The sequence below is a fragment of the Pseudomonas sp. JZ134 genome (assembly GCF_051027695.1).
GTDB classification, from domain to species: domain Bacteria; phylum Pseudomonadota; class Gammaproteobacteria; order Pseudomonadales; family Pseudomonadaceae; genus Chryseomonas; species Chryseomonas luteola.
The window spans coordinates 618,593-641,423 of record NZ_CP069251.1 but is presented as its reverse complement, the minus strand read 5'-3'; the positions used below and the strand labels follow the sequence as shown (position 1 = coordinate 641,423).

At 52.8% G+C, this 22,831-nt stretch carries 18 protein-coding genes and 1 rRNA gene; 9 read left to right on the top strand and 10 right to left on the bottom strand.

Annotated features, from left to right (window positions below; genetic code table 11):
• Positions 1–31 precede the first annotated feature (31 nt).
• Together rrf and JQR86_RS22385 are read left to right on the top strand one after the other, a co-directional pair.
• Positions 32–147: ribosomal RNA gene (gene rrf / locus JQR86_RS22390) — 5S ribosomal RNA — on the top strand.
• Positions 148–313: 166 nt separating this feature from the next.
• Positions 314–862, top strand: coding sequence for an adenine phosphoribosyltransferase (locus JQR86_RS22385; protein WP_010798695.1), 549 nt, complete (start codon positions 314–316; stop codon positions 860–862).
• 287 nt (positions 863–1,149) lie between these two features.
• Here JQR86_RS22385 and JQR86_RS22380 read toward each other — a convergent pair whose 3' ends face one another.
• On the bottom strand, positions 1,150–2,976 hold the full coding sequence (locus JQR86_RS22380) for a glycosyl hydrolase family 28 protein (RefSeq protein ID WP_434155111.1): 1,827 nt from the start codon (positions 2,974–2,976) through the stop codon (positions 1,150–1,152).
• A 658-nt stretch (positions 2,977–3,634) separates the two neighbouring features.
• Between JQR86_RS22380 and JQR86_RS22375 the strand changes: the two genes are divergently transcribed.
• Positions 3,635–5,263, top strand: coding sequence for an SGNH/GDSL hydrolase family protein (locus JQR86_RS22375; RefSeq protein ID WP_434155109.1), 1,629 nt, complete (start codon positions 3,635–3,637; stop codon positions 5,261–5,263).
• 21 nt (positions 5,264–5,284) lie between these two features.
• The gene (locus JQR86_RS22370; protein WP_434155481.1) at positions 5,285–6,385 is read left to right on the top strand and encodes a pectinesterase family protein; all 1,101 of its coding nucleotides are present in this window, start codon (positions 5,285–5,287) and stop codon (positions 6,383–6,385) included.
• Positions 6,386–6,439: 54 nt separating this feature from the next.
• Here the strand turns inward: JQR86_RS22370 and JQR86_RS22365 are convergent, their stop codons facing one another.
• From JQR86_RS22365 to JQR86_RS22340, 6 genes are all read right to left on the bottom strand, one after another.
• Positions 6,440–7,297 carry a GNAT family N-acetyltransferase gene (locus JQR86_RS22365; protein WP_407363546.1) on the bottom strand — a complete coding sequence of 286 codons (858 nt, stop codon included), beginning with the start codon at positions 7,295–7,297 and terminating at the stop codon, positions 6,440–6,442.
• Between the two features lie 1,080 nt (positions 7,298–8,377).
• Complete coding sequence (locus JQR86_RS22360; RefSeq protein WP_010798688.1) at positions 8,378–8,572, bottom strand: hypothetical protein; 195 nt, start codon at positions 8,570–8,572, stop codon at positions 8,378–8,380.
• A gap of 191 nt (positions 8,573–8,763) precedes the next feature.
• Complete coding sequence (locus tag JQR86_RS22355; RefSeq protein ID WP_434155107.1) at positions 8,764–10,230, bottom strand: family 43 glycosylhydrolase; 1,467 nt, start codon at positions 10,228–10,230, stop codon at positions 8,764–8,766.
• A gap of 522 nt (positions 10,231–10,752) precedes the next feature.
• Positions 10,753–10,965 carry a DUF2934 domain-containing protein gene (locus JQR86_RS22350; RefSeq protein ID WP_010798685.1) on the bottom strand — a complete coding sequence of 71 codons (213 nt, stop codon included), beginning with the start codon at positions 10,963–10,965 and terminating at the stop codon, positions 10,753–10,755.
• Positions 10,966–11,147: 182 nt separating this feature from the next.
• Positions 11,148–12,398, bottom strand: a complete 1,251-nt coding sequence (locus JQR86_RS22345; RefSeq protein ID WP_407363544.1) for a M20/M25/M40 family metallo-hydrolase — start codon at positions 12,396–12,398, stop codon at positions 11,148–11,150.
• Positions 12,399–12,599: 201 nt separating this feature from the next.
• Entirely contained in the window at positions 12,600–12,791 is a 192-nt protein-coding gene (locus tag JQR86_RS22340) for a hypothetical protein (protein ID WP_074829162.1), read from the bottom strand.
• Positions 12,792–12,965: 174 nt separating this feature from the next.
• Between JQR86_RS22340 and JQR86_RS22335 the strand changes: the two genes are divergently transcribed.
• From JQR86_RS22335 to pgm, 3 genes are all read left to right on the top strand, one after another.
• A complete protein-coding gene (locus JQR86_RS22335; RefSeq protein WP_074829165.1) occupies positions 12,966–13,160 on the top strand; it encodes a hypothetical protein in 195 nt (64 codons plus the stop codon).
• A 94-nt stretch (positions 13,161–13,254) separates the two neighbouring features.
• Positions 13,255–13,401, top strand: coding sequence for a hypothetical protein (locus JQR86_RS22330; protein ID WP_010798681.1), 147 nt, complete (start codon positions 13,255–13,257; stop codon positions 13,399–13,401).
• Positions 13,402–13,640: 239 nt separating this feature from the next.
• Positions 13,641–15,305 carry a phosphoglucomutase (alpha-D-glucose-1,6-bisphosphate-dependent) gene (gene pgm, locus JQR86_RS22325; protein ID WP_407363543.1) on the top strand — a complete coding sequence of 555 codons (1,665 nt, stop codon included), beginning with the start codon at positions 13,641–13,643 and terminating at the stop codon, positions 15,303–15,305.
• 115 nt (positions 15,306–15,420) lie between these two features.
• Here pgm and JQR86_RS22320 read toward each other — a convergent pair whose 3' ends face one another.
• Positions 15,421–15,939, bottom strand: coding sequence for an STN domain-containing protein (locus JQR86_RS22320; RefSeq protein WP_434155104.1), 519 nt, complete (start codon positions 15,937–15,939; stop codon positions 15,421–15,423).
• Between the two features lie 196 nt (positions 15,940–16,135).
• Between JQR86_RS22320 and JQR86_RS22315 the strand changes: the two genes are divergently transcribed.
• On the top strand, positions 16,136–17,599 hold the full coding sequence (locus JQR86_RS22315; RefSeq protein WP_434155102.1) for a HAMP domain-containing sensor histidine kinase: 1,464 nt from the start codon (positions 16,136–16,138) through the stop codon (positions 17,597–17,599).
• On the top strand, positions 17,599–18,255 hold the full coding sequence (locus tag JQR86_RS22310; RefSeq protein ID WP_289929754.1) for a response regulator: 657 nt from the start codon (positions 17,599–17,601) through the stop codon (positions 18,253–18,255). Before JQR86_RS22315 ends, JQR86_RS22310 begins: the two co-directional genes overlap by 1 nt.
• Positions 18,256–18,306: 51 nt before the next feature.
• On the opposite strand, the gene JQR86_RS22305 is transcribed toward JQR86_RS22310, so the two are convergent.
• Together JQR86_RS22305 and JQR86_RS22300 are read right to left on the bottom strand one after the other, a co-directional pair.
• On the bottom strand, positions 18,307–19,695 hold the full coding sequence (locus JQR86_RS22305; RefSeq protein ID WP_434155100.1) for an efflux transporter outer membrane subunit: 1,389 nt from the start codon (positions 19,693–19,695) through the stop codon (positions 18,307–18,309).
• A complete protein-coding gene (locus JQR86_RS22300) occupies positions 19,695–22,829 on the bottom strand; it encodes an efflux RND transporter permease subunit (RefSeq protein ID WP_407363538.1) in 3,135 nt (1,044 codons plus the stop codon). Before JQR86_RS22300 ends, JQR86_RS22305 begins: the two co-directional genes overlap by 1 nt.
• Positions 22,830–22,831 lie beyond the last annotated feature (2 nt).

The window sequence follows — 22,831 nt, the reverse complement described above, 5'->3', positions numbered from 1 at the left end:
ACGACTAGACACCGGTTCCCCACCCGAATTGCTTGACGACCATAGAGCGTTGGAACCACCTGATCCCTTTCCGAACTCAGAAGTGAAACGATGCATCGCCGATGGTAGTGTGGGGTCTCCCCATGTGAGAGTAGGTCATCGTCAAGCACCTATACCCAAAACCCCCAGGCCTAACCGCCCGGGGGTTTTGCTTTGTGCGGATAAAATAGGTTTGTGGAGTTGGAACAGTTTATCTAGCGACGCATCTCTATTCGGCAAACCAGCCTAGTCCAGTTATACTGTCTTTTCGCCAATTTTGTACCTGAGTGTTGTTATGAGCTGCGATGCCTCTAACCTGAAATCTTATATCCGTGCTGTACCTGATTTTCCTAAGCCGGGTGTGATTTTTCGGGATATTACCCCGTTGTTTCAATCGCCACGTGCCTTAAGAATGACTGTGGACAGTTTGATTCAGCGCTATGTTGAGGCTGAGTTCACGCATGTGGGAGCGTTGGATGCCAGGGGCTTCTTGATTGGTCCCATATTGGCTTACGCACTGAATAAGCCATTAATTCTTTTCCGTAAAAAAGGAAAGCTTCCTGCCGAGTTGCTTACCGAGACCTATACAACTGAATACGGTGATTCCGTTATTGAGGTTCATAAAGACAGCTTGTCGCAAGGAGACACTGTACTGCTGGTAGATGACCTTATTGCAACAGGTGGGACTCTTGTTGCTGCGGCAAACCTGATTCGTCGCATGGGGGCTAATGTGTTTGAAGCAGCTGCTATTGTAGATTTGCCAGAATTGCAAGGCTCTAAGCGTTTACAGGAAGCAGGCATTCCGACGTTTAGCCTTACTGAATTTGCTCTTTCTGAGCGCTAAAAAGAGCCCGCTTTAGCGGGCTTTTTTATGAAATGTATTTTGCAGGGAGCAGGCAATACACTAAACGCAGGCTTCCCAGTCCTGTCTTTATTGCTTGAATCAAGTAAGAAAAAACACTGGTGCGTTAAGGTATCGAATACGTTAGGGTAGTATTCTCTCTTACTTCGTCTTCTTTGAGCAGTTTGGCAACAATCTAATCAACCAAATGATGTCTGCTGCCAAATATGATTACCATTATCCAACGGCAAATTGTGGCTCCAGCGCTCACGAGAGTGCCGGAGTGTTCATTATTGAAGCGGTTGTGGTACCACGTGCGTAAAGCTTAGGTCTGCACTGTTCGTAATCGACCAAGGGTTTTTTGCGGTTCCTTCAAAGGTAATATCTCTAAAGCTCGAGTTTCGAAGACCATTGATAGTGGCAGGTGCTGTTCCTTTGAAACTCACCTTGGCAAATTCGAAGCGTTCATGGAAAGCATCATGCGCGCTGTCGCCCTTGATCTCCAAGGCTGCAGAGACAGGATTCTCCACGGTAACGTTGCTGACCTTAATATCCTGAAATTTGCCGGAGATATCCGAGCGCTTGTAGTCCAGGATGGCGTTAGGATCGTTATAGTCTAAGGTGAATATAAAGCCTTGCTTGGCGCTATTACGAATGGCGGAGTCGCGAAAGATGACATTTCTGACACCGCCGCCCATGAAGTTGGTACTTTTCATGCGCAGCCCGACATCGGTTCCGTCTGAGACATTATCCTCGGCCAGGATATTCTGTATCCATGCCCCGGTGTGGCTGCCAGCAACGATCATGCCGTGGCCGTGACGAAAGTAGTTATTGAAGACCCAGACATTTTCCTGTGGCTTCTGTTTAATGGCATCAGCCCCAGTCCCTGCTGCGAAGTTGACGCAGTCATCACCCGTCTCGAAAAAGTTATTGAAAACCATGGCGCCTCGGCTGTTGGCAAATTCAATACCATCACCGTTATTGGCATCGTATGTCTTGTGTGTGGTGTTGGCCATCACCACATTTTCCGTCTCTAAGTTCATGATGCCGTGGTAGGCTGGATTGAGTACAGTAAAGTCACCATAGAATACGTTACGGACGTTGCGCAGCGTGATTAGGGATGACCGCATTTGGCCGTACGCATCCTTGACGTTTATACCCGACGCCACTGCTCTCTGGACTTGGTCCTTGGCAAGAATGCCGTCTTGCATATAGCGTGTATTATTGCTTGCGACGTAAACCGGCAAAGCTCGTCCCAGCTCATCAGTGTCGTCTTCCAGACGCCTCCAGCCATTGCCGTTGATAATCCCTTTACCTACGATACGGATGTTTTCGAAATGCTCTTCTGTGTAGGGGTCGCGGGGTAGCGCGTTGATAAGGGAGGCGGGACGGATGGTGGTGGAGTAGGGGTACTGAATATATCCCTTCGCTGGATAGTCTTCCCCGCGCTCTGAGCCGAGAAGCGTTGCGCCACGTCCAATTTCGAGCGTCATGTTGCTCTTCAGGTAAAGTGCACCAGTCTTGAACGTCCCGGCAGGAATGAGCACCTTGCATCCAGGTGTGCAAGCATCAATAGCGGCTTGGATGGCATGTGTGTTAACAGTCTTGCCATCTCCTTTAGCGCCGTATCGAACGACATTGAACACTTTGGGTAGACGGCTGGTACGCTGGACTACTGCTTTGCTGTCAGCGGATTCATTGCCATAAGCATCTACAGCACGCACCGTGAAACGGTATTCAGTGTCTGCCTTCAGACCCGTTGCCGTGAAGCTGTGGATGGTAATACGGTGGTGGAAGCCGTCTGTGTCTTCTTCATAAAAACGATTAATGTAAGGCTTGGCAGGTGAGACGCGATTGTTATTGGCGGTGGCGCTGCCAAGAAATTTACCGTTCAGGTAGACATTATAGTCACGGATATCCTGCGGATTTGCAGGCTTTTCCCACACCAGAACAATCTGGCTCTCATCGTAGGCTAGTGTAGGAACCTGTACGTTAACCGGCGCATCAAGTGCGAAGCAGGGTAACGCGGTCACGGTTAACCCCAAGGTTAACGCTGTTATGGTCAGAATCTGGTTTTTCATTGAGCGTGACAAGGCTGCAGGGTGTTCGATGCTCATAGATTTATCCTTATTGTTATAAACGAGAGGGTTTAGAGCGCCACCTTGAGCCCATCATAATTTATTTGTGTGGTATGACAACAGCTAAGAAGCTATTCCTTCGGTTTGTGAACGAGCGGCTTCCTGAGCAGCTAAGTACAGACAGTCAATTTTATAACCTTTAGCTGCTATAAGGCTATTTGAGGCTAAAGCGCCACTATAACCCTCGACTTCGATGGTTATTCTCAAAAGAAGTGGGTGGACTCCCTTGACAAAACGGCGTTGCCAAAAAATACTGATCTTGTTGTATGACGACGTACAGATGAAGGATGTTTGATGAAAATAAATCTTCAGGCCTTCTTTTATAGTTAATCTGGTTAATGATTTAGACCCCTGCATAGCTGGCAGTGTTGATACTTGGCTGGTGGATAAACAGACCAGCTAGTAAACAAGTCTTAACAACAACAACAAAGGACTAGCATGATTCTTCTTACCCGCTCTCTAGTTTCAGCAATGCATTACTACTTGGTCACCCGGCACATGGCTGTTTTTTCTTCCGTCAAGCAGGTTAACGCCTTCAGCTCATAGGCGCGTGCTCTCGGAGCATTTAACGGTACTGAATTTACAACGGTTCGCTTGTACAGCTCTGGATGCTGTCGAGTTACTGAGGAGTATTCGCATGCGTATGAAAGGCTCGGCTCTGATGGGGTGTTTGCTGCTAGCTGGTGCAGGATTCGCTCAGGGAGCAACGTTCTTGAATGGAGTGGTCATGGCCGATGCGCCTTTGACCAATGCCAAAGTCACAGTGATTGATAAGTGGGGAAAGCAAAAGACTGCTCTGACGGACCGCAAGGGGCATTGGCGCCTGGAAGCCTCAACGCTGACGCCGCCGTTACTGGTATCCGCTACCGATCTTACACCGCGCGACGGACACATTACGCAAAATTGCCGCTACAACGATAAACCTCGGACGCGTTGTATGGCCTCGGTAGTGACAGCGCTCCCACGTAATGGAAATACAACGGTCAATATCACACCACTTACAGATCGGATTGTTTCCGAAATCGCCCAGAAGCTTGGGTACATCGGTCCTCAACAGTGGGTGGAAAGTGGTAATGCGGGGCAAATGCGCGAGGAGTTTCTAACTGCGCCGCTTAATGCGATGAGGGCAGGCCTTTCGCAAGCACTGATTCAAGCAGGCGTTAGCCATGTAGATCGGTACAACCCTATTACCACACCCTTGCGTGACGACGGGAAAGGGGCAGCGGCTGTGTTGCAGGTGATCAACCACAACCGGGGTTATCACAACGACAGTGGTGAGGCGAGTGGGACCATCCTGACTGATATCCGTTTTCGCCCTATTGTAGGTTTTAGCGATGTCAGCACGACACATGACACCAGTGGTTATGAGCCTTTTGATTATTTACGTGCCAAGCGTGAGTTGGAGGCTATAAAGAATGCTAAGGTTCGCATCCTGATTGTGAGTGACTCCACTGCGGCTTCCTACGAGGAAAGCCGACTACCCAGGATGGGATGGGGGCAGGTCTTCCAGGAACGCTTTCGGAATGATAGCGGTGTTGCCGTACTCAACGGAGCGCGGGCAGGGCGATCGAGTCGCGATTTCTATAACGAGGGTTGGTATCAACAGATGGCGCGCTTCATGAAGGCAGGTGACTATGTATTCATCGCCCATGGGCACAACGACCAAAACTGTAATAGCGCCAAACCGGTGCGTGGTGCGGCAGATGTGAAAAACCTGTGTACCTATCCCAATGACAGTAATGGCAACAAGCAATATCCTGAAGGCCAACCGCAGCTGTCATTCCAGAACTCCTTGGAGCGCTACATTGCATCGGCGCGTCGGCAAGGAGCCAGACCCATCATTATGACGCCTACCACACGGGTGATGACTGCAGAGCGTAAACCCGCTTTCGAAAATGGTGATACTACACCGGTTGGCAGTTCCCACTGGACCAAGCAGAACAGCGAAAACGGCTATGCCTATGTAGGTGATTACGCGGCCACCATTCGCAAAACGGCTGCGGACAATCGAATTCCATTCATTGACCTCGAGCGGAAGACTATCGGCTTCGTCAATCAGCACCGAGACGACTGGAAGTCCTATTGGCTTGCGGTTGATCCCAACGACTCACGCTATCCCTATTACAAAACCCAGACTTCCGGAACGTTGGATAATCCTGATCGTACCCACTTCCAGCAGAAGGGCGCCGAGGCGGTTGCCGGTATAGTAGCCGAAGGCATCGCGCAGCAACCGGCACTGGTTGAGCTGGCTGCAAAACTCAAATAAGAAGGAATAACAACAATGTCCATGCCTTCCCTATTACGCAGCACCATGCTCTTGGGCACTGTCAGCCTTGTATGTATCAGCCAGACGGCATTGGCAGTGCAGTACCAGGCGGTGGTGTCACCAACGGCGCAACCCAACACATTCACATCCATTAATGCGGCCATCAAGGCGGCCCCATCAGACCAGTCGCCCTATGTCATTTTCCTGAAAAAAGGAACCTATGAGGAGCGCTTGAGCATCACTCGCCCTAATATCACCTTGATAGGCGAGCAGCGGGACAAGACCATCATCAGTGCTGGTGTGTACGCGGGCATGCTCGATGAGAAGGGACAGAAATATGGTACGTCAGGCAGCAGCACCGTGAGTGTGAACGCGCCTGATTTTACAGCGCGCAATCTGACCATTCGAAACAGCTTCGACTTTCCGGCCAATGCGGCCAAGCTGGCTACTGATCCTACCAAGGTAAAGGATACCCAGGCGGTGGCGCTGCTGCTGGACAGTAACAGTGATCGCGCGCGTTTTCACAATGTGAGACTGGAGGGGTATCAGGATACGTTTTATAGCAAAACCGGTAGCCGCAGCTATTTCACTCAAAGCAAGATCACAGGGCATGTTGATTTCATTTTCGGATCAGGGATTAGTGTGTTCGATCACTGCGACATCGTTGCTCAACGCCGTACCGATATAGCACCGCCTTATGGCTATCTCACCGCGCCCAGTACCGATATCAAGTCTCCCTACGGGCTGATCTTCCTGCAAAGTCGTATTGTGAAAGAGATGGGGGTGCCTGCTCGCAGTTTCGCGTTGGGACGTCCCTGGCATCCTACTACGACCTTTGAGGATGGCCGTTACGCTGACCCGAACGCAATCGGTCAGTCAGTCTTTATTAAGTCTTATATGGATGATCACATCTACGGCTGGGACAAGATGTCGGGCAAGGACAAGGATGGCAACACCATCTGGTTCTATCCGCAGGACTCTCGCTTCTTCGAGGGGCGCAACTATGGTCCAGGGGCTGCATTATGGGACCCACAGCGACGACAGCTTACAACTGAGCAGTTGAGGACGTTTACCTTGGACCTTATCTTCCCGGATTGGAAACCTGAAAAGTTCAAGGACTGATAGCGCCAATCTGCCTGATCACCCCTGATGCGATCAGGCAGGACGCTAACAGAGTTAGCACAAGGCTTGATTGGCCAGTGCCATTTGTAGTGCATTGCCCAGTGGTATGGGGGAACTACCCTTGACCATTTGTGCAACTTTATCCGTTTGAGGAATCCCGATATCGGTCAACCAGTTGCTTAACCCACTACTGTGTGTGACGTCCAGCCGAACGAACTGTCCGGCTACTCGAGACAGTAGGGCAACAATCAACAGTTTCGCCTGCTCGGCGGACTCTGCCACCACCGGCCCAATAGCCAGACCGCGCCCAAACGGGCGTAAAAATGCAAAGCCGACCTGCTGCCTATCCCGCTCAATACCTATTACGTACTGACTGATCTTTAATAAAGCCGCAAGCACTAGGCCACGGTTCATTCCGGTTGCGCTGGAAGCTAATTCAATGAGTTGAGGAAAATGTTGTGATGTTATCTCGTGCAGCGTATGCCCGACTGGTAGCTCATGATGAGGGAGGGCTGGTGCGCTCGCGGTTTGGTGTTGATGAATATGTTCGTAGGTAATAAAGCCCTGGCTGGAATAAAGGGGCGCTCCTTGTGGTGTTGCAACCAGGAGAGGAGTGCGTGGGCTTGTATGGTTCAATACCTGGTCGACCAATTTACGGCCCAGTCCTTGGCCTTGTCGCCGCACATCAACGATGACCAGACCTAGGCTGACGTAATCGCCTTGAAGGCAGCAGAGCGCCGTACCCAATATGCCATGTGCGTCTTCTGCCACTATTCCCTGGCTGACGTGGTGTATCCATTGCCAGTCCTGCAGGCGATGGGGCCAGCCTACGGCACGTGACAATTCATGGGCATGTATCAGGTCTTCCGTTACCATTGGGCGAAATCGAATCGGAACCTCAGCAATCGACATGGGCTATAAAGTTCTCCGGCTCGGTCAGTAATAGACATTGGTCACTGTACCAGTCTACAGCCGATGCCTATCCAATGACGAAATGCTAAATAGGGTGAGATAGAGGCTCATCTCCAGATATATCTGGATAACCGATGTGGTTCGTTCAAAAGGGTATTGAAAGATCCCGTCAAAATTGACCCGAAATTGAATGGCCGTATCAATGTTCGCGTTTCAGAAAAGCAGTGGTCTCGCCAGAGTGATTATGAACTAATCAGACAAATCATTAATTAATAGGTAATGCTTTTAAAGGTTCGCAGCCTAATTAAGTATTCCGTTCTATGCGACTTAATTTATATTTTTATCACTTTGGCGAGGTTCCAGATAAACCTGTGCCAGCAATTGACGCTTTTGTAGGTCAATGTAATATGGAGATTGCTGCACCCTGTAAATTGCTGCACCCTGTAAATTTGGGCCAGCAATGAGCGTGTAGTTGAAGCTGATAATTTAGCTGGATCAGTAAAGATCTTGATTTAAGGCCAAGCCTGCAGCCGTTCTCTGCTCGTAACGGCGAGCGCACGTAGCTGACCCTCGGAACGGCGGGAAGTCACGCGACCATTCACGAAGATAGTAGCAGCCAACTCCTTGTTGAGCATGCCGGTAATGACTGTAGACCTGCAGGCGCAGTGCTATCTCCTTGTTGCGCCCAAGCATGAGTCCGGCCAGATGCCCCTGGGAGCCATAGAGGGTAATACCGATGCCCCAAAAGTCAGAAGAATCGGGAAAGCCATATAAGACGACCGACGGATTATCATAGGCTGCTTTTTAGATAAACAATACAGCTATGTTTAGCTTGATAAGCAATAAGTAGGATTGCCTGTGATCTATTGGTAAATAATATATTTTTGCTGATTGCGAACTGTTGGTGCGTTTAAGAGGCTGCCAAAGAGCGTGAGTAAAAGTCCAAAGGATAATTAATAAGGGCGTAAGTCTTATTTGGGGCGGTTTGGTTTTTGTCAAAAAGCGCTGTTAATTGATATAAAATTGCTTCAAATATATAGAACAAGGCTGTACGAAACAATGTAGTGTAAGCCTTTATAGTTATGTGTTTTTCTTCCATTGTCTGACAAGCAAACTGTCTATATAGGCAATCAGCTCGTCGGAGGTGATGGAGTAGTGATGTACCCAGTGGCCTTCTTTTGTGCGGCCGGCGCGGATTGGCCATTTGCTGAGGCCCAGTTGCCGGGCGCGCTCAATGACTTCTGTTGGGCTGGCTCCGGTTATCGGGATTGCCATGTTCAGTCTCCTTCATCTGGTCTCTTATCGTTATCGGTGTAAACGGATAAGACCTTGAATGAAAACTGACTAACGGTCGGCGTATAACAGTAGCGAAAGCATGAACACGCATGTGGTCAGCGTATCTGCTAACCAGGAAAGAAGCAGGCTATAGGGCAAGACGTCCATGTCTATGCCTTGAAAAGTTCTGCTCAGGGTACAGCTGACCAGTGCTGGCAGCCGTTCTTCATCCACTGGCTCTGATCGACGTCAACGCCATCGCCAACTTTGCATCCGGGTACATTCAGCACCTTGCCGCTCGACCGGTTGACCAAGCGGAACCAGGTTGATGCACCAGGCAACATTTGCCACTGCTGCGTATGAAGGTTTTGCCATGTCTCCTGTGAGAGGGGGGAGTCGTTGACCGAGGCCGGTGCGGTAAGCACTTTGCCGCTGTTGACGCTCAGCACCTCATAGAAGCCATTCTTCAGGTTGATCATATGCCAGCGTTGAGCATTTTGTGTGTGATCACACGAGGTCTGTTCGACTCGTATACCAGCCTCCAGGCTAGCGTTTTTTACATTCAAGCACTTGCTGCTGTTTTGGTTGACCAGCGTCACTGGCTTGTCTGCGCCTGTTGGAACACCAAAGACTGGATTGCCATTGGAATCCCAGCTGAGCGGTTGCACATAAATGGCCCTGTTGGGATCGTACAGCGGATCGCCTACGATGCCCTTGTAGTTGCGAGCATTATAGATGTGAAGGATGGTGCCATCCCGGTCGGTTGTGAAGGTATTGCTGCCTGTGCCGTAAATCCCGTTACGCTCGCTACTCTTGAAGACAGGAACAGGTGATTTGGTCCATACGCTAGGATCGAGCAGATCCGCCGTGGCGGGTGCGGAAAGCAGGCCCATGTTGTAGTTCGCATCGGTAGCACTGCCCGAATAGGCAATGAACACCTTGCCATTATGTTCCATGACGGCAGGCGCTTCGTTGACCCAGAAACCTACCTTCTCCCAGTCGTATTCAGGTTGCGATAGCATTACCTGTTTGCCTTTAATAGCCAACGGGCCATCCAGCTCGGCAATGTAGAGATTGCTGTTACCTTCGATGTTCGGGTCTTTCTGGGCCCAGACGATGTAACGTTTGCCTGCATGCACAAAGGTAGTCGTATCGATACTGAATGACTCCCAGTTTGTCTTGATCTGACCACGCTCCATCCAGCCTGAGCCTGTTACCGGATTGGCTGTATTGTTGGACAGTGCATAAATGCGGTGATTGAACGGGGTGCCCTCCTGAGCGGCAGCGAAATAGACGTACCAGGAACCGTTGTTGTAATCGATCCAGGGTGCCCAGACGTGGGTACTCATCTCACCACTGTCGTGCTTGGTCCAGATGACCTGTTCCTGGGCTTTTGCAAGACCGGCAATAGTCCTGGCGCGCCTGAGTGCGATCCGGTTGTACTCCGGTACGCTGTAAGTCATGTAGTAATACCCGTCGGTATGCTTATAAACAGACGGATCGGCTCGCTGCGTGATGATGGGATTATCGTACTGGGTTGCCGCCAGAGAGGAGGCCGGGTTGATCAATACTGTTACAGCGACCGCGAGGGAAAACCAGGCGGCATTGGTAAGGTTGCGCTTGAGACGCCTTACCTGAGCACACAGTTCTAGAACCATGGTGTTTCTCCGTTGTTGTTATTAGCAAGAACACAGGTTGTTATCGAGCAGTGTGAGCCACAGATTTAGAGGCTGAAGAAAACGGCCCATAACTGCAGCTCCTCAAGCCGAACCCTGCAAGACGGGTGACCTCATAAGGCAGGGTCGCCAAGCCCGACAGCAGAGATAGCTCAAGCGCAAGCCATGATAATGGTATGACTATTACCGGGATCGCCCGATTATTTATAGCCTACATTGCTCATACGTCTAGTGGTGGCGAGCTAATGTTATGATGAATAGGCGGTTTGGCAGCTTGATTGATCAGGCGAGGCGGCCTTTGCGGAATCAAAGAGGTGTACCGATTTATTAATGACGTAATGACGCGATCAGGCTGAAGGCTACTTCATCGAAGTCACTCTTACAGAACATGTTTTCGGCTAACGCCAATAAGAGTAGGGTGGATAGCGCTCTAGGCATTTCAGGCCGACTAAAATAAAACGGCCAATAGAATTGGCCGTTTTACGTAGTGGCAAAGACCTGTGGTCAGGCTGTCTTCTTGGTACGGCTTCGCTTTGGCTTGGGCATGGGCTGCGCCACGCTGGTTTCTATTCCGCCCGACAGCGGATCCCCTGCGGTGTCGTAGTCGACTTCTCTCTGGGCTTGAAACCAGTGCTCAAATCCCTGTCCATCCGGACGGCCTGCGGCTTCCCAGATTTCGTAGGCGCGTTGACGTATGCGTTGTTCCAGATCATCCATCGCTCATCCTCCTATCGGATGTGGCTCAGCAGTCTGGCGCCGAGCTTTCTGACTTAGAGGCCGTAGGCCTTGAGTATCTACCTGCATGATTGCAACAGGACTATAAGAAGGGATGCCTAGTCTTCCTTATCGTTCCTCATGTGCTGTATACGTCCGATGAAAAGTCCTTTTCATTGAGAGACTTAACCTTTATCACGCTGCGCCAGCTCCATGATCATTCTTGCCAGTAGATAAAGTCTCGGCGCGACGCTTTCCACCTCGGCGTACTCTTCTGGCGTATGGATATTGCCGCCTACGATGCCAAAGCCATCCAGCGTTGGTACGCCCACACCTGCAGCAAGGCTGGCGTCAGCTGCGCCACCGCTGCCCTCGATCGTAAGCTTGCGGCCAATTTCACCGTAGATGTTTTGAGCCATCGACACGAGCCTATCCGTTTCGGCGGTTTGAGGCATAGGCGGCAAGCCCCGATGCAGATGAGTTTTCACGTCGGTCTCTTGGATCAGCTTGTTGGCAGAGACGCGCGCCATGTCTTGCTCGACCCGATCAAACTCCTCAGGAACTGCTACACGGACGTCTGCCTTGGCAGTCGCGCTGTCAGGTATGACATTCGTGCGATCGCCAGCGTCGATTACAGTAAAATTGACCGTAGTTTTCTTCTCGACATCGCCCAGTTTGCCAAGCTGGAGGACCTGATGCGAGATTTCCATGGCAGCGTTTCGGCCGAGCTCCGGCGCTACGCCCGCATGAGCGGCCTTACCGGTAACGTCAACGGTTGCGGTCGCGCTTCCTTTTCGCCAAGCCACGAGGCCATCGGCAGGCCGGCCTGGCTCTAGATTAAGGGTAACGTCATGCTCCCTGGCCACCCGTTGAATCAGCTGAGTAGCAGCATCGGAACCGGTTTCCTCGCTGGCATCGAGCAAAAAGGTAATCTGAGCGTAATCCTTGAAGTTGAGGTCTTTCAATATCTTGAGCGCATAGATGCCCGCTACGATTCCGCCCTTATCGTCCATCACGCCGGGTCCGTAGGCTCGCCCATCCTTTATATGGAAAGGCCGCTCCTTGGCTGAGCCTTCTTTGAAAACGGTATCCATATGCGCCATCAGCAAGATTTTGGCCTTGCCTGTGCCTTTAAGCGTGGCAACGATGTGATGACTGTCATCAGGTGGAGAGTTTGGAACAGTCTCGATCGTAGCGCCCAGCTGTTTCAACTGATCAGCTGCAATCTGACCTACCTGTATCAGACCAGGTGCATAACCCGAGCCCGAATCAATATTTACCAGTTGCTCGAGTAGCTTGAGTGCTTCTTCCTTGTACTGTTCGGCATGGGATTGAACGGGGTGATTAGGTTCAGCCTGTACGGTGGAAGCGGTAGAAAAGGCAAAAGCGATTGCCAATGAAAGAGAGCACGTGGCGCGGCGGAGCATAACAGTCATGAGGCGTCCTTTTTATTATGTGCCCAGACACTATAGACGCTCCCTGGCAGCCTGCATTTCGCTTCGTGTAAGCCATAACCGCGGCTCAAGGTGGCTACGATTTTGACTTCAATGGCATCACTCGTGAGCCTTTGTCCTGTGCTATGCCAGTGAGCACGTATGTCAGGCTCGCGCCCAAACGCATCCGCTGGATTGCTGGATTCATTCAGTGGCGGCTTTAACAGCTGCCTTGGCCATATAGCGCTCAATGAGCGTGCAGGCCTGTTCGTTTAGATCAAGCAGTTCAGGCAGGAATACGCGTAGCTCGGGATGCTGACGAGCTTCCTCTTCCAAAACGCAATAGGCCTCGATGATGGACGCTTGAGTCCGCAAGGTTTGGCTGACCTTTTTCATAGGGATCTACTTGATTGATGTGGCTGCGTTGTCGGTCGGGATCAGAAAAACTTTATACCTTTCGTCGTTTGACGACCGGCGCAAGTGGCAAACCGTCTGGTGATGACTTATAGCCTTCATAATTCCGTGTTATCAACGATGCCTGTCTGCAGAGCAGCTTGGGGAGGCATGTTCATGGCAGTGTTCAAACGCTATCTGGCAGTGGGGCCTATCGTTTCGTTGATCAGTGTTTCGGCGATACTGATCATGGCCAGTGCACCGGGTCATCTCTATCATTTTTCGGCACTGGCATTGTCTGGTCTTATCGGGATTATGGTTGGAGTGACAGCGCTTGTGATGACGGCCCGTTACATCTATACCCACCTTTAATCTGCTGCAAAAGGTTCGGATGACCGGTATAAACAACGGGTGGATTTATACCTCCAAAGCCTGGTGCTAATGGCTATAAATGGAGGAGATCCGTATGAGCAATGCGCCCTTAGATGCACAAGGCTCCGATCCTGTGGTGCCGGACGATGCGGGCATTGGCAGTGACGTATTCGATCCACTGCGTCCCGATATCATTCCTGATAATCCGCTTGGCGATGATGAGGTAGATCATCCGCTGTAACGCAACACAGTTATCGAAAACCCGGCTAATGCCAGGTTTTCTTTTGGCGAGCCGTTTTCACTGCTTATTTCCGAGCACCGCAGCACATAAGCGAAACGAAAAGGGAACCCTAGGTGGTAGTGCTTGGGTCGAAGCGCGAATGAATGACACCCACCAGTGTCATACCGCTTTCGAATGCTTCTTGAATCGCCGCATGGTTTACTTGAGGCAGTAATTTCAATCCATCAAAGGAACGTCAGATGAGCATCGACCTTAACGCAGGACGCCTGCCCGATGAGCATACCCTGGTCAACCTACCGCGCCTGGTGTCGCGCTATTACAGTGAACGGCCCAACCCTGATGATCCGGCGCAGCAGGTTTCATTTGGTACATCCGGGCATCGCGGTTCATCGCTGAAGGTCAGCTTCAATGAGTGGCACATCCTGGCAACTACCCAGGCTATTTGTGATTACCGAAAAGAGCAGGGCGTAAATGGTCCGCTCTTTGTCGGCATGGATACCCATGCACTGTCCGAACCTGCCTTTGTTTCAGCACTGGAAGTGCTGGCTGCCAATGGTGTTGAGACCCGTATCGATGCAGGCTGTGCTGAGACCCAGGGCGAGCCCGGCTATACGCCAACGCCCGCCATCTCCAATGCCATTCTCGAATACAACAAAGGCCGCACCAGCGGCCTGGCTGACGGTATTGTCATTACGCCTTCACACAATCCGCCTGCCGATGGTGGATTCAAATACAACCCCACCAATGGTGGTCCGGCCGATACCAACGTAACCAAGTGGATTCAGGAGCGTGCGAATGCGCTGCTCAAGGCAGGATTGAAGGGCGTGGAGCGCATGGACTATGCCCGTGCGTTGAGAGCGCCAACGACGCAGCGATTCGACTTTATCGAAAGCTATGTGGGTGGCCTTGATCAGGTCATCGATATCGAAGCCATCAAGCGTTCGGGCCTTAAGTTTGGCGTGGATCCTCTGGGCGGGGCAGGCGTGCACTACTGGACGCGCATTGCCGAGCGTTTTGGTTTGCCGCTTGAAGTCCTGTCGACCCGTATCGATCCTACCTTCCGCTTCATGCGCCTGGATTGGGATGGCAAGATCCGTATGGACTGCAGCTCGCCCCATGCAATGGCTGGATTGATTGAAAACAAGGACCGTTTCGATGTGTCCTTCGCCTGTGATACCGACCATGACCGCCACGGTATCGTGTCGCGTTCGACCGGGCTGCTCAATCCCAACCATTACTTGGCGGTAGCGATCGAATACCTCTTTACTCACCGTCCCGAGTGGAGCGCTCACGCGGGTATTGGTAAAACACTGGTTTCGTCTTCCATGATCGACCGCGTGGCTCAGGGTATTGATCGGAAGGTTGTTGAGGTGCCGGTGGGCTTCAAGTGGTTCGTGGATGGCCTCATGGATGGAAGCCTTGGCTTTGGTGGTGAGGAGTCCGCGGGCGCATCGTTCCTGCGCAAGACTGGCGGTGCGTGGTCGACTGATAAGGACGGTATCATCCTGGGGCTGCTGGCGGCTGAAATCACGGCGGTTACTGGCAAGGACCCTGGTGAGCGCTATCAGGCACTGACCGAGCGATTTGGCTCGCCGGTGTATCAGCGTATCGATGCTGCAGCCGATCGCGAGCAGAAAGCCAAGCTAGGCAAGCTCTCCGCTTCACAGGTAACTGCCAGCGAGCTGGCCGGTCAGCCGATTACACAGATCCTGACCGAGGCGCCTGGCAATGGTGCAGCGATCGGCGGCCTCAAAGTTGTGACTGAAAACGGCTGGTTTGCAGCACGTCCTTCCGGTACTGAAGACGTCTACAAAATCTATGCTGAAAGCTTTGAGGGTGAAGCGCACCTCAAGCGCATTCAGGAAGAGGCCAAAGCACTGGTCGATAGCGTCTTGGCAGGTTGATCAAAGGCCGCTTGGGTAAAAAGTCCTAAGCAGCCTTCTCTCCCTATAGGCCCGCAGGCGTCTGAAATAGAAGTCAGCCGCCTGCTCTCAAAGCGACCTGGATAGGCTAGATGACCTAGCGCTTCAGTTCATTGAGCATCCCGTCCAGGCTGCGATGAAACGAGCTGCGCTCCCCGGCACTGATAAAACCCTGCTGGCGAGCCAGGTCCGCTGCGCTGGTTTCTACTTCCTTGATTTGCTGTTCGTAATGCTTCTGTTTGGCCTTGGTAATCGAGCCGTTGTTAGCATTGATGAGGTTACGTACAGCCTTTGCCCTGACCCCGACGGCATCCTGTTCGCGAGTGTTCGCTTCCAATCCCTCAGCCGTAGGGTAACCCTCGAGCCCCGTTCCCTTGATCAGCTGCCATAAGGCTTCTTCAGGCGTATAGCGACCGTGAAGAGCAGGCACTTTACGGTCGGCGAAACGGGCGAGGTCTACAGTAACAGGGCAGCCGGTGCTATGGGCAAGTTGCTGTATCGCTTCATCCAGCCGCTGAGAGGGATAGTTAAAGTCAGCGGCATTTCGCTGACAGGCCGCCTCTGTGGGTTGGCACGTACGGCCGAGAATCATCAATCCTAACAGCAGAGTCTTCATGATTACCTGCGGCAGCAAAAGAGAAACATAGAGTCTTATTCATTCCACATTTGACGGTAAGGCCTGACGTATCAAACCATAGAGGGGTGGGCTTTCCGATCTTAGTCTTCATAATCCGGCAGATAGGCTGCAGGCGTTGCCGAAGGGTTCATGGCAAAATGATCATATAACCCGATGATCAGGATTCACGCCCTCCTTGCTTACTCTTTCCAAGCTCGCCTCGTTATTCACGCCCAAGCGATGGCTAGGCGGACTGTTCATCAAATTTTTTGTCAGTCTGTTCGTGATCTCTGGTTCTTCTACAGTTGCAATCATCGGCTTCGGTACCTGGAAAAGTCAGGTTGAGCTTAAAGAGGCGCTAAGTGAAGATAAATTGCACGACCGTGTTGCGGTAGAGGGCAGGGTGGTGGCTGAGCTGTTGCAAGCCGCCGCTACGCCTGAACGCTGCCAGGCACTGCTTGAATTGTTGGTCCATCGTGTCTTTGGTTCTGGTGTATTAACAGGCAAGGCTGGTAATAGTTTTAGCCAGTCTCTTGGGGAGGGGCGTCTTGCAGCGCTGTACCGCAATGAGCAGGGGCTGCAATGTCATTACCCCGCCAAACTGACGGAGCCGCTTCAAGCCAGAATGCAGACAGTTAGCCGCCAGGGTAACAGTATCAAGGTTGAAAGCGATGAGCCGCGTACGACCAGTGATATCTGGTTTAGCACGGCGGTTGTTCAGCTACCACAAGAGGCGGATAGGCTTGTTCTGGGTATGGAAGGGTTTGATCCATGGAAAGCCTTCTGGGCGGATACGAGCCGTCAGTTTGGTTGGCTTTGGCCCTACATGCTGATCAGTAATTGTTGCACCGCACTGTTGCTGGCTTTCTTCCTGCTAAATAGAATTCGTCATGCCGAGCAGGTAGCCAATACCTGGGCTCAGGGCCAACTCGATATTCGTATCAATGACGAAGGGCATGATGAGTTCGGCCGGCTGGCCCAGCGATTCGATCATATGGCTGATGCGGTAGCTGGTGTGATTGAGGTCAAGCAGGCTATCGCTGCGCAGGATGAGCGCAGTCGGCTGGCCCGCGAACTGCACGATACCGCCAAGCAGCGGTGCTTCGCCCTTGGGCTGCAGCTCAGCCTGTTACGCCGCCTGTGCAGTACCCATCCCGAGCAGAGCAAGTTGGCCAACTCATCACTCAAGCTTGTTGAGCATCTTCAACGGGACATGAGTGATGTCATCCATCGCCTCTCGGCGCCTACGGTGGCCGAGCTAGGTCTGGATAGCGCCTTGAAGCAGAACCTGGCAAACCTGCTTGAGGGCAGCGCCATCCAATGGTCTGTCGATATTCAGGAAGAGGTGATGCACTGGTTGAATGAGGAGGATGCGGTTGCAACTGAGCTGCTCCTGATTGCCAGCGAAGGGGCAACCAACACACTTCGACATGCCAACGCCTCGCATCTATGGATATCCCTCGTTCGTCAGGGAGAGCGGTTTGTTCTTAAAATCGAGGACGATGGTCAAGGCTTTCATCCAGGGCACACCAGCTCGGGAATGGGCCTAGGCAATATGCGTCAAAGAGCCCATTGGCTTTTGGAAGGGCGTATTGATATTCGCAGCGAGCCCGGCCAGGGAACCACCGTTGAAGTCTCCTTTAAGCCCACAGAAGGGTAATGATGAAAACCACCGTGTTGCTGGTTGATGACCATGCCATTGTCAGACAGGGTATCCGCAGTCTGCTCGACATTACCGGCGAGTTCGATGTGATAGGCGAGGCGGGAGATGGGCAGACAGCGATTGAGCTCGCTCAGGCGTCCAAGCCGGAGCTTGTCTTGCTGGATTTGATGATGCCAGGGTTGAGCGGTGTGGAAACCATCAAGCGACTGCTGGAGGTAAGTCCGGGTAGCCAGATAGCTGTCCTGAGTTCTACCGAAGAAGATGAGTTGGCCTTTGCTGCCATCGAGGCAGGCGCTCAGTCCTTTCTGGTCAAGACGATGCTGGGTGATGAGCTGATTGATATGATCCGCCGGATCGCGCGAGGTGAGGTCATTATTCATCCCTTTATCGCGTCGAAGCTTCTCAAAGTGGTCAGGGGAATTCGCGAGCCCAAGGTCGATCCCTTCAAGGAGCTGACCGAGCGTGAACTTGATGTGCTTCGCGAGCTTGCCTCTGGGGGCAGTAACGTGCGCATTGCTACTGCACTAAATATTAGTGAGAAAACAGTGAAGTCCCATATTAGCAGCCTGCTCTCCAAACTCGACTTGGCTGATCGTACAGAAGCCGTTGCCTTCGCCTGGAAGCAAGGATTGATGACGCATCATGGGTCCTGAAAGCGCAGTCTAGTAAAGGCCCAGCCCGGTATTCGGCCGGGCCTTGGTTTATCAGATACCACCTAACACTCTGTACAACTCGATGCGGTTTTCCTCCGCGATTTGACGTGCATTGACCAGCGATTTTTGGGCGCTATAGAGCGTACGTTGCGCATCGAGCGCATTCAGGAAGGTATCAATACCCCGTCTATAACGTGCATCCGAGAGCTGGTAGCTTTCGCTGGCAGCCTCCAGCAGGGCCGCCTGCGCAGAAAGTTGCTCCTCCAGTGTGCCGCGCTTGGCCAGCGCGTCAGCTACCTCACGAAAAGCGGTCTGGATGCTTTGCTCATAGTCAGCGACGTAATAGTCCCGCTGGGCCTTGCTGTAGTTCAGATTGGCTGTATTGGCGCCGCCGGTAAAGATCGGGACGCTAACAGAGGGCATGAATGACCAGACCTTGTTGGCGCTTGAAAACAGCGATGACAATCCATGACTGCTCAAGCCTACAGAGGAAGTAAGGCTCAGCTGTGGAAAGAATGCTGCCCGAGCAGCCCCGATATTGGCATTGGCTGCCAACAGGTTATGTTCGGCCTGAAGCACATCCGGGCGCCTGAGCAGGACATCGGAAGACAGTCCAGGCGAGACCTCTGCAAACAATGGGTTATCTGCTGCTAATGGTTGGGGTAGCACCGCATCATCCAGTGTCTGCCCGACCAATAATTCCAGTGCATTGCGGTCCTGAGCAACAAGCGTCCGGTAGTTGGCAATATCCGCGCGTGCCTGTTCATAGATCGTCTGGGCCTGCCGCAAGTCTACACGGGAGGCGATGCCTGCCGAGAGCCGCCCCTGGATCAGACTGACCGTGCGACCCGCGCTTTCCAGCGTTTCCTCCGAGATCCTCAGTTGCGCCCGGTCAGAGGCGAGCGTCAGGTAGGCATTGGCTGTTTCCGCGATCAAGCTGATATAGGTGGCGCGGGAAGCCTCTTCTGTAGCCAGCAAACTCTGCTGCGCTGATTCGGACAGGCTCCGCACGCGTCCAAACAAATCCAGCTCATAGGCGCTAAGCCCAACGCTTGCCGAAACGCTTTTGCTGTAGACGGTCTGCTTTTGCCCGAGTGTCTCTACCTGAGTACGAGAGCGTGAAGCATTGGTGCTGGCGTTTAACTGGGGCCAGAGTTCGGAGCGCTGCAGACGATACTGCGCCCGAGCCGACTCGATATTGGCTGCCGCTTTGCGCAAGTCCCGGTTATTGGCTAGCGCAAGCGTTATAACGGATCGTAGATCGGCATCCAGCACAAGCGCTTCCCAAGTGGTTGGCACAAAGGCTTGTACAGAGGGCGTGTAGCCAGTTCCCTGCGGCCACGTCGAAGGAACCGGGGCGGCGGGTCGCTCATAAGTGGGAGCGAGGGTGCAGCCAAACAGAGCCATCGGCATGAGCAGCGCTAAACATCTCAGGCGCATCACGGTGTCTCCTGCGAAACGGATGGGGTCTTGCTCTTCTGGAAGCGGATAGCGAGGCCGCGGACGAGCACAAAGAACAGCGGTACGAAAAAGATCGCAAGCACTGTTGCGGTGAGCGTACCGCCAATGATGCCGGTGCCAATGGAGATGCGGCTGTTGGCACCTGCACCGGTAGCAACGGCCAGAGGCAGCACACCTGCCATGAAGGCCAGCGAGGTCATAACGATCGGGCGAAGTCTCAAGCGAGCACCCTCAAGCGCAGCATTCCAGATGGAGAGCCCACGCTGCTCGGCCGCCTCGGCAAACTCGACGATCAGAATAGCGTTCTTGGAAGCCAGGCCAATGGTGGTAATGAGCGCAACCTGGAAAAACACATCGTTTTCCAGCCCTCGCAAGGTAGCCGCGAGAATGGTGCCGACAATACCCAGCGGAATGACCATGAGCACTGAGAAGGGAATCGACCAGCTGTTGTAGAGGGCTGCCAGGCAGAGGAAAACAATCAGGATGGACAGGGCATAAAGGCGAATGGCCTGCCCGCTGGATTCGCGCTCCTGATAGGACAGGTCGCTCCAGGCAAAGGTTGTACCCTGGGGCAACTGGCTGGCCAAGCGCTCCATGGTGTCCATGGCTTCACCCGAGCTGACACCCGGAGCACCCTGACCCTGAATCGCGTATGAGGCAAGGCCGTTGAAGCGTTCAAGGTTGTCCGGGCCGCGCTCCCAATGCGTAGTGGCAAAGGCCGAGAAAGGTGTCATCGCGTTGGACTGACCACGCACATACCACTGGTACAAATCATCAGGCTGCGAGCGAAACGGGGCGTCACCCTGCATGTACACCCGCTTGACGCGACCCCGGTCGATAAAGTCATTGATATAGGTACTGCCCCAGGCGGCACTTAACGTCGAGTTGATATCACTCAACGCTAGCCCGCTGGAAACCGCCTTGGATTGATCAATGTCGATTTTGAGCTGTGGAGTTTCTTCCAGGCCGCTTGGGCGAACTGCGGCCAGGGACGGCTCTGCTGCGGCCAGCCCTAACAGCTGATTACGAAAGCCCAGGAGCTGAGCACGGTCCGTTGTGGCTGATGCCTGTAGCTGGAACGTGAAGCCAGACGATTGGCCCAGGCCCTGGATCGCAGGTGGCGTCAGGGCGTAGATCTGCGCATCGCGGGAACGGTAAAAGGTGGCCATGGCGCGATTAGAAATACTATCGGCCCGATCTTTTTCATCGGTGCGCTCGCTCCAATCTTTAAGGGCAACAAACGCAAGGCCCGTATTCTGGCCGCTTCCGCCAAAGCCAAATCCGACAATGGTAAAAATTGCTTTGGTGTTGTCCTTTTCGGTTTCCAGATAGTGGCGCTCAATGGTCTTGCCAACCTCCAGACTGCGCTTCTGGGAGGCTCCGACCGGCAAGGTAAACTGCACCATGTTCGAGCCCTGGTCTTCGGTAGGCAGAAAGCCGCTGGGTAAACGCATATACAGCACGACCAGTACGGCACCCAAGCATCCATAAATGAGCATGAACCGTACCGGGCGTTTGAGTACACCCGTCACCCCATGCTCATAGCGGTTGAGGTTCTTGTTGAAGGTGCGGTTGAACCAGCCGAAGAAACCAGACTGCGCCTGATGCTCGGCTGGCTTGAGTAATGTTGCGCACAGGGCGGGTGTGAGTGTCAGTGCAATAAACACCGACAGCACCATGGACGCTACGATAGTGATGGAAAACTGCCGATAGATAACCCCTGTCGACCCGCCAAAGAAAGCCATAGGCAGAAAAACGGCAGACAGCACCATGGCAATCCCGATCAACGCACTGTTGATTTCCGTCATCGACTCCATGGTGGCGTCAAGGGCAGACAGCTTGCGCTCCGTCATCAGGCGCTCAACGTTTTCCACCACCACAATGGTGTCGTCTACCAGAAGGCCAATGGACAGCACCACGCCAAACAGGGTGAGCGTATTGATGGAATATCCTGCAATCCATAGCACGCCGAATGTGCCTAACAGCACCACCGGAACGGAAATCGCCGGGATAAGGGTTGCGCGCCAGCTCTGCAGGAAAATGAACATCACTACGACAACAAGGGCAATCGCCTCGAAGAGCGTCTTGATGACCTCGTGAACTGAAAGCTTGATAAATTCTGTGCTGTCGAGCGGGAATTCCAGGTGGTAGCCTTCAGGAAAGTTACTGGACAGCTCCTGTGCCAGCGCCTTTACGCCTTCGGCTGTAGAAAGTGCATTGCTTCCAGGTGCAAGCTTTACCGCAAGCCCCGCGGCAGGATGGCCGTTCAAGCGAGTGACAATGCCGTAACTCTCACTGCCCAGCTCCACCCGAGCTACATCGCCCAGGTGTACATGCGCGCCTGACGAATCGCTCTTTAGGATGATGTCCCGGAACTGTTGGGGCGTACGTAGCCGTGATTGCGCGGTAACGGTCGCGTTAAGTTCCTGATCCGGTGGAGAAGGCAATCCACCAATCTGCCCAGCGGAGACCTGAGTGTTCTGGGCCTGTACGGCCGCCGTGACGTCAGATGGCATCAATCCATAGGTAGCCAGCTTCGAAGGATCTAACCATATGCGCATGGCATATTCAGAGCCAAAAATCTGCACATCGCCCACACCTGGAACCCGTGAGATAGGGTCCTGCAGGTTACTGGCCATGTAGTCAGAAATATCCGTAGAGGATGAACGATCCGTGTCGTCGTAAAGGGCCATGATCAGCAGGAAATCATTCTGCGCCTTGGTCACCGAGACGCCTTGTCGCTGTACCTCGGAGGGAAGACGCGTAAGCGCCTGCTGAACCTTGTTCTGGACCTGAATCTGAGCGTTATCGGGATCGACCCCCTGGTTGAAGGTCACAGTAATGCTGGTTCGCCCTGTGGAGCTGCTGCTGGAGGAAAATGATTGAAGGCCATCCAGCCCCTTGAGTTGCTGTTCAAGGATTTGCGTAACGCTGTTCTCCATGGTCTCGGCCGAGGCGCCAGAATAGGAGGCACTGACCGAAATAGCGGGAGGCGCCACATCCGGGTATTGGGCGATGGGAAGGGTGCGTATCGCCAAGAGGCCAAAAAGCATGATGACGATACTGATGACCCAGGCGAAGACCGGTCGCTTGATAAAGAAATGTGCAAACATCG